The organism is Halobacillus alkaliphilus (genome assembly GCF_900113125.1).
Lineage (GTDB): Bacteria > Bacillota > Bacilli > Bacillales > Halobacillaceae > Halobacillus > Halobacillus alkaliphilus.
In genome coordinates this window covers 58,741-69,096 of sequence record NZ_FOOG01000017.1, presented here as the reverse complement: position 1 = coordinate 69,096, position 10,356 = coordinate 58,741, and the positions used below count along the sequence as shown (strand labels likewise).

At 40.1% G+C, this 10,356-nt stretch carries 10 protein-coding genes and 1 tRNA gene; 1 reads left to right on the top strand and 10 read right to left on the bottom strand.

The features are described from left to right. Nucleotides 1–165 (top strand): transposase (locus BMZ06_RS10930; protein ID WP_175477871.1); only part of this gene is annotated, 165 nt, incomplete at its 5' end. Between the two features lie 223 nt (nucleotides 166–388). Here BMZ06_RS10930 and BMZ06_RS10925 read toward each other — a convergent pair. The 10 genes from BMZ06_RS10925 to BMZ06_RS10880 form a co-directional block, all read right to left on the bottom strand. After that, complete coding sequence (locus BMZ06_RS10925) at nucleotides 389–550, bottom strand: YqaE/Pmp3 family membrane protein (RefSeq protein WP_425431758.1); 162 nt, start codon at nucleotides 548–550, stop codon at nucleotides 389–391. A gap of 250 nt (nucleotides 551–800) precedes the next feature. Continuing rightward, a complete protein-coding gene (locus BMZ06_RS10920) occupies nucleotides 801–1,526 on the bottom strand; it encodes a phosphatase PAP2 family protein (protein ID WP_089752075.1) in 726 nt (241 codons plus the stop codon). A gap of 128 nt (nucleotides 1,527–1,654) precedes the next feature. Continuing rightward, nucleotides 1,655–2,611 (bottom strand): bile acid:sodium symporter family protein, encoded by a 957-nt coding sequence (locus BMZ06_RS10915; RefSeq protein ID WP_089752074.1) that lies wholly within the window; start codon nucleotides 2,609–2,611, stop codon nucleotides 1,655–1,657. A gap of 225 nt (nucleotides 2,612–2,836) precedes the next feature. Further along, the gene (locus BMZ06_RS10910; protein WP_089752073.1) at nucleotides 2,837–3,640 is read right to left on the bottom strand and encodes an alpha/beta fold hydrolase; all 804 of its coding nucleotides are present in this window, start codon (nucleotides 3,638–3,640) and stop codon (nucleotides 2,837–2,839) included. A gap of 28 nt (nucleotides 3,641–3,668) precedes the next feature. Continuing rightward, nucleotides 3,669–4,709 (bottom strand): SDR family oxidoreductase, encoded by a 1,041-nt coding sequence (locus BMZ06_RS10905; protein WP_089752072.1) that lies wholly within the window; start codon nucleotides 4,707–4,709, stop codon nucleotides 3,669–3,671. Between the two features lie 190 nt (nucleotides 4,710–4,899). Further along, nucleotides 4,900–6,480, bottom strand: a complete 1,581-nt coding sequence (locus tag BMZ06_RS10900; RefSeq protein WP_089752071.1) for a long-chain-fatty-acid--CoA ligase — start codon at nucleotides 6,478–6,480, stop codon at nucleotides 4,900–4,902. A 134-nt stretch (nucleotides 6,481–6,614) separates the two neighbouring features. Further along, on the bottom strand, nucleotides 6,615–6,980 hold the full coding sequence (locus BMZ06_RS10895; protein ID WP_089752070.1) for a cupin domain-containing protein: 366 nt from the start codon (nucleotides 6,978–6,980) through the stop codon (nucleotides 6,615–6,617). Nucleotides 6,981–7,615: 635 nt separating this feature from the next. After that, entirely contained in the window at nucleotides 7,616–8,401 is a 786-nt protein-coding gene (locus BMZ06_RS10890; protein WP_089752069.1) for an SDR family oxidoreductase, read from the bottom strand. A 282-nt stretch (nucleotides 8,402–8,683) separates the two neighbouring features. Further along, nucleotides 8,684–8,756: transfer RNA gene (locus BMZ06_RS10885), tRNA-Ala, on the bottom strand. A 358-nt stretch (nucleotides 8,757–9,114) separates the two neighbouring features. Then, nucleotides 9,115–9,813 (bottom strand): hypothetical protein, encoded by a 699-nt coding sequence (locus tag BMZ06_RS10880; protein ID WP_089752068.1) that lies wholly within the window; start codon nucleotides 9,811–9,813, stop codon nucleotides 9,115–9,117. Between the last annotated feature and the right edge of the window lie 543 nt (nucleotides 9,814–10,356).

Below are 10,356 nucleotides of genomic sequence, written 5' to 3'. Positions count from 1 at the left end.
ATGAGAAAAGAGAAAGTTGAACGTAGCTTCGCAGATTCAAAAGAACTGCACGGGCTGCGTTATTGTCGCTTGCGCGGAAAAGAGAATGTACGCGAACAAGCGTTACTGACGGCGGCCTGCCAAAACATGAAAAAGATTGCCCTTCACCTATCCAGGGTGAGATAGGTGAAGGAGAGTCTTTTTCGGTGAAGGGCGGGCGAATACCAGGAGACTCCTGCGGAAAAACGGGCGATCCGAGACCCCGCAGTGTGGGTTTTCACGAGGAGGCTCGGACGTTCGTCCGCGGAAAGCGAGTGGTATTCGCCCGCACGATCTGCACAAAAAAAGCTTGCAGAAAAACACGGGGTTTCTCTACAAGCTGAGGTGTCCAATTTGGACACCTTTTTTCTTATACACCGTTATGATAGTCTTTAACAACCAATGCGGCATGCACCGCTCCAGGAACGAAGAATATCATCGTAAGCACTAGATTCAATAATGCTTTTCCAGGACTACCTGTAAATAAAACCGCGATCGGCGGCAGGAATATAGTTAGAATATATAGTAACACGAGATCACTCCTTTCGCTTTCTATTTGTTTCATACCCGAATTATAGAAAAATATAACTATTCAACCTAACGCCATCTTGATGACACGAGGTAATTTCCTAGGCAGCAATGCAGATGATCAGTCCTCCAAGCCCTAAAAGAAAGCCTACAGAAACATTTGATGATGTAAAGCCATAAATAAAGAGCTCCGTTAATCTGGAGCTCTCTGTTACGTCATTCATTTAAAATAATTGGGCTATATAGCCGTTTGATCATGCTTGTTCTGTAGTTCGAGCTGCTGATTTCTTACTGGCTCTGCGCCGTCTTTGGTTCCAAAGTGTAACTTCAAGGGCAGCAATGCAGATCATCAGCCACGCAAGGCCAAATAAAAAGCCAGCCAGAATATCCGTAAAATAATGGACACCTAGATAGACGCGGCTTAAACCAACGCACAGTATCAGGATTCCAAGTATACTATTAATCAGCCATTTCCACCCTTTTCTTAAAGGACTGATGACAATTAAGTAGATTAAAAAGCCATAAAAAACCATTGATCCTGTTGAATGGCCGCTTGGAAAACTAAAGCCAGTACCGTCATATTCATCAAGTACTTCCGGTCGCTGACGTTCAAAGAGTAGTTTCAAACCTTTCGTAAGCGCACTAATTCCAATCATGTTGACAGCAAAATAGATGCCCACCCACCGGCTGAAGGGGGAAAGGAAAAGCAAATAAATAAGGAGAAGTACGGACATCACTGTTATAAGCGTTACAGAACCGGCCTCCGTAATCCATCCCCCTAATTGATCCATTCTTGGCGAGCTGATGGAGCTCATCACATCAACGGCCCACTGGTCCACTGCAAATTTTTCTTTTTCCAGTACCTCATCTGCCAGTTCAAAAAAGAAATAGAAAGAGGCCCCAAGCGTAATAAAACCGGCAAGAATAATGATGATAGAAGCTTTGGAAAGATCAGACACTTTTGTCCCAGAAAATAACATAATATATAAACACCTCAATTGTTTTTACTGCTATGTGTTTCCCTTCCCTGCCTCTGTCAAAACTATGCTTTATTATGCTCTGTTAAGCTAAAAGAATTCCCAATTTCGGGAACTTTTCAGAGATCTATTCAATAGGAAAAACTATTTTCTTTTCCCTCTCGATAAGCGAATATTTTTCCGGTGAAAGAAGCCAGCACCTGCTGAAACAACATCCCTACAATAACCGGCACTGCTACCGGCGGTGGAAAATAGGTAATCGCAATCACTGCGCCTCCACTTATATTTCTCATCCCGCTGTTAAACGTGAGCGAAATAACACTTGGAGGATCAAGCTTAAGAAGCTTCCCTGTAAGAAATCCAATAAAGTAAGCCAGGATCGCGAGCATACAAACTACTACAGCAGTTAAAATAAGCTTCCCGTTAATATTTTTAAAATAAGGAGCGACGGCCGAACTATTAATGGTAACAACGGCACCAATTCCAAGCTTAGTCACCGGAGAAAGGTTCGCTTCCAGTTTTTCAGTAACTTCCTTTTTAGCGAATTGGTTAATGAGCATACCCACAAGCGAAGGAATCACAATCATCCAGAGCAGTCCGTTCATGATTTCCTGAACGTTCATTTCCACTGCATTTCCGACAAGGATCTGCATTACAAAAGGAACAGCAAGAGGTGCAATCAGAGTGTCGACAAGAATGATCGATAATGTCAGGACCACATTGCCTTTATAAATCGAAACCCAGATGAGCGTCGTAATCCCTGTAGGAATAACAAAAGAAAGCACTAATCCGATCGTCGTATGAGCACCGCTTCCGAAGATAAGTGTGCCCACTCCAAGGGCAATCAGCGGCATCACAATATGTAGAACAATGATACAGGCAATCATGGACAGCGGATGACGGAGCACCTTTTTCAAATCGGTAAAATTGGACCCCAGGCTCCCAGCAAATGTCATGACGGCAAAGATCCATGGGACGAGAAAGACAAGCGAGTCAAACCATTCGGAAAACACCACTCCGATAACGACAGCTGAAGGTGTTAGGTAAGGCATGATTTTTTGCAAAAATTGATTGAAGGTGCTGATCATAGAATGGACTCCTCTGCTCCTATTCAAGTTATTCTATTATAACGCGCGTGGTTCAGATGAGCATGGATTTCATATTCGGGCGGCAATATTTCATTCCAACTTTTCTGCGCTCCTTTTTTTATATTACCAACACCTGCTTATAACCCCAAATGATTACATCTCCTAATCTCTGCCTAGAAAAAAGCTCCCTACATAAGTAGAGAGCTTTCAAAAAAACACCCGTCACTAAACGGCAGAATATTTAGTTACAAAATCACGTGATATTAAGTTAAACTGTGATGACTGTTCAATATTGCATACGTGACCGCATTTTTCCAATATGGTTAACTCTGCTGATTCTTCCTTACGTGCGTGTTTCACAATTCCCTGCAAAAACATATGATCCTCATCACCTGAGATATAAAGCTTTGGAATTTTGTTCACCTGCTGCTTCAATTTCGAATAGATCTGGTGGGCATCTTTTACGATATAGAGCCAGCGAAGGTAAGAATTCTTACCGAGTTTCAATGCTTCTCTAATAAAGAAATCCCTGGATTTCTTATGATTTCTTTTTGGCATTAAAATGTGAGCAAAACTCACAAAAGGGACCATATAAGGAAGCATATTCCGGATAGGAAAAGAAAGCACAATCTTCCCAAGCGTCTCTCCCCACCATAACCAGCGACCGACCGCACCGGATAAAACCATTGATTTGATCCGCTTCGGAAACTTCATGGCCAGGTCCTGAATGACGATCGTTCCGAGCGATACACCTATGAGGTGGACCTGGTTAATATGAAGGCGGTCAAGCAATTCAACGACTTTCCTGCTCGTATAGTCCAGAATATTTTCATCATTTGTCAGATCAGGAGACTTACCATGACCTGGTAAATCTATAAACAATAGATTATACTCTGGTTTAAAGTACTCAATCTGCCGGTTGAATATAGAATAATTTCCGCCAAACCCATGAAAAAACACAATCCAATCTTTCTTTTCACTATTAATATAAGCTTCATAATGTAAAGAAGTCTTTTTGAAGTTCAACATAGATGCATCCTCTTTTTAAATATTAGACTTATCTTCCAGCGAGAATCGTCATAAGAACCGTATCGTTTAAGTCGAGAGGTTCGGTACCGTTCTTCTTTAAAAGTGCCTGCGTATTAGAGTCATCGAACGTTAACGTCTTATCCAAGTACTGATGAAATACTTTCATAGGCTCATTAAACCTGAGTTCCTGTTCGGTGAGTTCTCCTTGATAATCCGTCGGTACAAGCTGTACATTATAAAAATTTAACTCTCTTTTCAAAGCTTCGAACACAACCTGGTTGCTCGGGGGGTTGGAATTCGTAATGTGATAAATTTTTTTATTTTCTGCGTGGGTAAGCCCTGCTGTCAGTACATCCACTACATAATCAATTGGTACAATATTTTGAGCCGTATCCCTATTACATAAGAACTTAATCTTATCGTCGGGAGAGGTCTTTTGGCGATCCAATCTCTTTTTCATAATCTCAAAACTTCTCATAACTCCGTATAAAGCAAACGTTGTATCGGCTTCCCCTGTCTGGGAATCCCCTACGATAATCGATGGACGGAAAATGTTTACATTAAAAAACTCTCCATAACTGTAAACTAAATGTTCCGCCTCACATTTGCTTTTCTCGTAATAGTTCACAAAAGGATTATCTAACGGATGGAGCTCCTCTTCAGCATGAAGCTGATCCCCAAGAGTATAGGCTGTACTTACATGGAAAAAGCGTTTCACGCGTATACGCCTGGATAAATCCAGGATACGCTTTGTCCCATTTACATTAATATCAAAAAGCTGTTCTTTTTCAGTATCGTCAAAAGACAGATAAGCAGCGATGTGATAAACCGTATCAATCGTGTCTTTTAATCCTTCCATTGCTTCCTCTGAAACACCAACGTTCTCTTTCCCAATATCGCCTTTTACAACCGTCAATTCCGGCTGCAAAGCAGTTGGTACGGATTCCATCAGGCTTTCAGATTTTTTCTCATTCCGCGCCAGCGCATATACGGAATGACCTTCCTGAAGCAGCCGGATGGTTAACTGTTTCCCAAGAAATCCTGTGGCACCAGTTAAAAGTATATTCATGTTGCTCACCCACCTAAACCATCTATTTGTTTAAATTTTCCATTTGTCAAGAGTTTTGCATCTAGGTAAAAGTTTAGCATAAATAAGAGGGATAAACATCTATTAATAGCCTTGTTATATATTGGAATCCTCAACGCGCAATGTGAAAAGGCGTCCTTTAAAAAAAGCACGCCTTTTCACATTGGATCATTTAGTTAACGAGCCGGCTGTGTCCTTCCCAGAACGACTTCCGAATGATTACTTTCTGTATTTTCCCTGACGCTGTTTTCGGCAGTTCATCAATAAATGTAATGCTGTTCGGAGCCTTAAAATGAGCCAGTTTTTCCCGGCAGAACATGATCAGTTCTTCCTCTGATACGGTCTCGCCTTCTCTTAACACGACAACGGCTTTCGGAACTTCTCCCCATTTATCATGTGGCGTCGCTACCACCGCCGCTTCAAGTACCGATGGATGCTCATACAGCACAGCTTCCACTTCAATAGAGGATATATTCTCGCCTCCGCTGATAATCACATCTTTCTTCCTGTCCACAATTTCAATCGTATGCTTTTCATCCACCACGGCCATATCCCCGGTGTAGAGCCAGCCATCACGAATCGCGGCATTCGTCGCTTCCTCATTTTTAAAATAGCCTTCCATGATCCCATTGGTCCGGGTAATGATTTCTCCGATAGATTTCCCATCATGAGCCACCTCTTCCCCAAACTCATCCACCACTCTCACTTTACTTCCCATCATTTCGTAACCTGCCTTCGCTTTCAGCCGGTATTGTTCTTCAGATGGAAGGTCAAGATCCATGGATCGTAATTCCGATGTCGTAATCAGCGGGGAGATTTCCGTCATGCCATATACCTGGATGAACTTCCAGCCTAAATCCTCCTCCACTTTTCGAACGAAGGCCGGCGGCGGGGCAGATCCGGCAATTACCACGCGTACATCCTGTTCGATTTGCGGCTGCACCGCATCATACTCCTCCATCAGCATATTCAATACAGTCGGTGCCATATGTAAAACCGAGACACCATGCTTCTTAATTTTTTCTAACATTAGTTTTGGATCGGTTTTGCGAAGCATGACCTGGGTGGCCCCATTGGCTGTGTAATAGAAAGGAGAGCCCCATCCATTCACGTGGAACATCGGAAGCACGTGCAATAATGTATCCTGATCGCTCACACGCAAGTGATGCATCGTGGACATTGCATGAAGATAGTTCGCCCGGTGACTGAGGAGCACCCCTTTCGGATTACCTGTCGTCCCGCTCGTATAAAGAAGAGAAGCGATATCTGTTTCCTCCAAATCCGCACGCTCGAACAGTTCATCAGCAAAAGACGCAAGCCAAGGTTCATAGGAAGTAGCCCCTTCTTTTTCATCTCCATGCACAATCACATGTTCAAGCTGCGGAAGCTGGGGCAGAACCGTTTCAACTAAGTGATAAAGATCTGAGTCCACAAATAACACTTTACTTTCACTATGTTCCAGAATAAATTGATAATCGGCCGGTTTTAGCCGAGTATTCAGGGGAGTCATAACTGCGCCCACTTGAAACACCCCATAAAAGCCTTCCAGCATTTCCAACGTGTTCGGAGCAAGATACGCGACTTTGTCCTCTTTTGTTACTCCGAGGTCACTAAGCCCCCGTGATAGCTGATTGACTCGTCCATTCAACTGTTTATACGTCAGCGTGCGCTCATCGTCAATAATAGCGGGCTTGTCCCCATACAATTCCACGGCTCGATCAAGAAAATCGGTCAACACCAAAGGTACCTGCATTCCATCACTTCTCCCTTATAAAATATATTGAAGCGCTTACACATATTGTAATAACTAAACTGTTATATATCAATAGTTTAATAATATAACAGTTAGAAACAGGATAATCCCCTGTGCTGAAAAAAACGAATGGTTTAAATCCAGATATCGTTTTCCGCCGTTAAGTCACTCTCCGCCTCTCCGGTATTCGTTACTCCCTTAGGCTCGACCAGCATAATCTGACATTCTTCTTCTGCATAAGGTTTGTGTTCTACACCTCTTGGCACAATATACATTTCTCCATCTGACAGTTCGACTTCCCCGTCGCGAAATTCAATAACCATGTGACCCTTCACAACGAAAAATACTTCGTCCGTGTTTTCATGACTGTGCCAGACAAAACCTCCCTGCACTTTCACCAGTTTGAATTGGTAGTCATTCATTTCACCTATGACTTTGGGGGACCACCGATCATTAAATTTTGTAAATTTTTCATTGAGATTAATAGGAAAATGTTCCATTGAAAAAACCCCTCTTTTTTTATGAGTCTTAACCACCTTTTTCTAAGAGCTATTTAATTGTAACTGAACTTTGATTTAATAGTCTCGAAAATGCTTTGAGTTCGCCGTATTGTAGTTAGCTGCTGCGATAACTTGAAGATGTGTATAAATGCTAATGCGCACATTAACCTGAATGGAGAATTGAACGTTGGCGCGACCGGAGGACTGAACGCTAGTGCAACCAAAGGAGTGACCGTTGGACCGGACTAAGGAGCGGGCGCTTTATTTAAAAGAAAAGAAAGGAGAAGAAAAGAAACAAAATGATGTAGAAGCGGATCATCATCCACTATTTAAGTTTATTTTTTAAATCACCTCATCTTGGAAAGAGTTAATGATCAGCGAGCTAAAAGTGAAAGTGAATCTGACACCAGAATTATTTCCCTGGCGATTATAGTGTTAGAGAGGTTAACTGAAAACTCCGAAGGAGATAAATGGAATTTACGCACATGATTTAATCGTAGTTTAGTGCCACATTATAACAAAGCTCCACTTCCTAAAAATAAAAAACAGCCTGACCCCTATAGGGTAAGGGCGTCAGGCTGCAGGCTCACTTCGTTTATTAAGCGAGCGTAATTAATCTTACTGAGTTCAAGTAATTATATTTTCGCTTCCCAATTCTTCTGTTCTTCCTCTTTCATCATATCTTCTGCATCCTGAGGATAGGCTGTTCGGAAAGCGTGATGATCTGCTTCAATCACTTCCACCATCTTATCGATCATTTCCTGTGGATCATATTGATCATCTAAAATTTTCTCCGTTTCGGCGATGGACTCTCTTGGCGTAAAGTTCTTATCTTCATCGTACCATTTATGCTTTTCTTCAAACATACGATCATTAAAGCCAGTTTCATAAGGTCCAGGATTGATCGTGGCTACCTGAACATTGAACTCTTCAAGTTCCGCTTTCATAGTCTTTGCCATGGCTTCGACCGCATGCTTTGAAGCAACATATGGTCCAAGGTAAGGCATACCAACTACACCTGCAATAGAGCTCAAGAATACAATTTTCCCTGCTTTCTTATCTACGAATTTCTTAGCTGCAATTTGTGCATTTTCCAGTGTACTGAATACATTGGTTTCAAAGATGTCTCGGACACGGTCTACCGGAATTTCTGCAATAGGACCGCCTTCACCAATCGCCGCATTAGCTACAAAAATATCATAATCATATTCCTGAATTAACTGCTGATCACGCTTATTTTTAATATCCAGCTTGATTACTTCTAGTTCTACCCCAGCTTCTGAAGCCGCTTCTCTTAGACTAGTAATCTGAGAAATAATTTCAACCGCTGCGATCACATGATGTCCTTTTTTAGCGAGTCCAATTGCTGTGCCTTTACCTAATCCGCTTCCAGCACCAGTAATAAAGATTGTTTTACTCATATCTTATTTCCTCCCTTGCGAAATACTATCTGTTAAGGAAGTTCCCTTCTGTTCATTTGCTAAAACTTCCCAGTTGGAGGAATGAACTGTCACCATTTTCAAATTCAAATACTAAGCCTCATGACCAATGCTTAATGAACTTATCTTTTTGCATAAAAAAACGCCTTCTACTTTGGAATGTTTTCCAAAATAGAAGACGTCTTTCACTGTTGATGTTTTACCATCGCCTATAACGCATACGTCCGAACTAAATCAGCTTTTGACTAAACGTTATTTTATAAGTGGAGCATAGCGGGCTCGAACCGCTGACCTCAACACTGCCAGTGTTGCGCTCTCCCAGCTGAGCTAATGCCCCATAGATTAATTTAAGTCTAACACTTGATAACAGAAGGTTTACAACAAGTTTCCGAGTATGTAGACCGCCATTCATTTTCAGGGTAAATAGTAGGTTGACCACCATTTAGAATAACAATACTTTACATATTGTATAGTGAACCTTTTGATGTGTCAAGTAGTCTATTTTTCACTTCCAGGACAAAAATAAAGAACCAGGATAACTCCCGGTTCACACCCACATGCTATTTACTTTTATATAAATACTATTCTAACGGTCAATGCGGTCAATTAGGCGGTCACACGGTTTAATTACTAACTCATGTTTCTAAATAATTCTATATTACATGAACTTAAAGAAAAAAGGTCAACCTGCTAGATTATTTATTATTTTCACCCTTACCACTAAGTAATAAACTAACTTCCTTAAATAATATATCTAACTGTTTTATGTAAGATTTCCTGCCATTTTCATTTAGGGATGGAAATGCATAGCTTAATCGTTCAAAAAAATTGATTTGAGCTTCTATTCTTTTTGTTTCAAATAACCTATCATCTAAAGTCTCACTATCTGATACCTTTTGTTGTAAATACCCATCCTTATTTTGATTGTAGTATCTTCTTACAATTCCAAGCTTGTGGTCAAAAGCCATCTTGTCCGTAACACGTTTAGCAATTATATTAAATTCATCAATCTGTACTAATTTCTCATTTAATTCTTTAGAATTTATTACATTTTCTAGCTGTTCTCTTTTTTTGTCTATATTCTCGCTAAATTCAATTAATTCCTTTTGTTTACTTGTTATTTCGGATTGTTCTCTTTTTATTTCTTGCCTTTGTTTATGAGCTTCATCAATATGTTCCTGGGCATTTTTGTGAAGTTCCTTTGCTTCATCCATAGCTTTCTTAGCTTTATTAGATTGCATTTGTATCCATACAACCACAATTGCAAAAAGACCAACTACTACACCAAAGAACGTTAATACATACGTGAGACTATTCTGTAAAAAATCTATTTGTAAATTAAGTCCTGTTACTTCACTTTCATTAATTAAATCCCTTATTTGTTGTTCATTCATAAACTATCCCCTTACCAAAAAAACTTACTTCATCAGCTATTATTCTATAATTTACAATTTCATTAGTCTTACACCCACCCATTAGAAACAACCCCTATTTATAGACCTAAGTAACCATTCGACAAAAGGTAACTTTTTCCTTCTCACAGTTGCAATGACTTGGATTATCACCCACGAAAGATTAAGTTATTTCACTGTATGGCTTCTCTCTGCATAGAAAAAAAGAAGGAAACTAATAATTCCTGCTTTTACAAAGTACTAAAGATTATTGTTAAAAAAACAAAAGTCAAAATCTAAATGGTTATTAGAGAATGTTCTCTGTTAATCTACTTATAATCCTTTATTTTTTAATAAAATAAAAATAAAATTCATTGAGTGTTCATCATTTATTCTACATTAACTGACTTTACTGTTAGAAAAAAAGCAAAGATTCTTTTTAGGAACACGTAATATTTTCTTTTGGCATTATTAGTATCCCTCTCTTAAAATTCTACCTATTATCTTCCTTCAATTATGTACAAGTTCCATGAATTCCTCTTACTA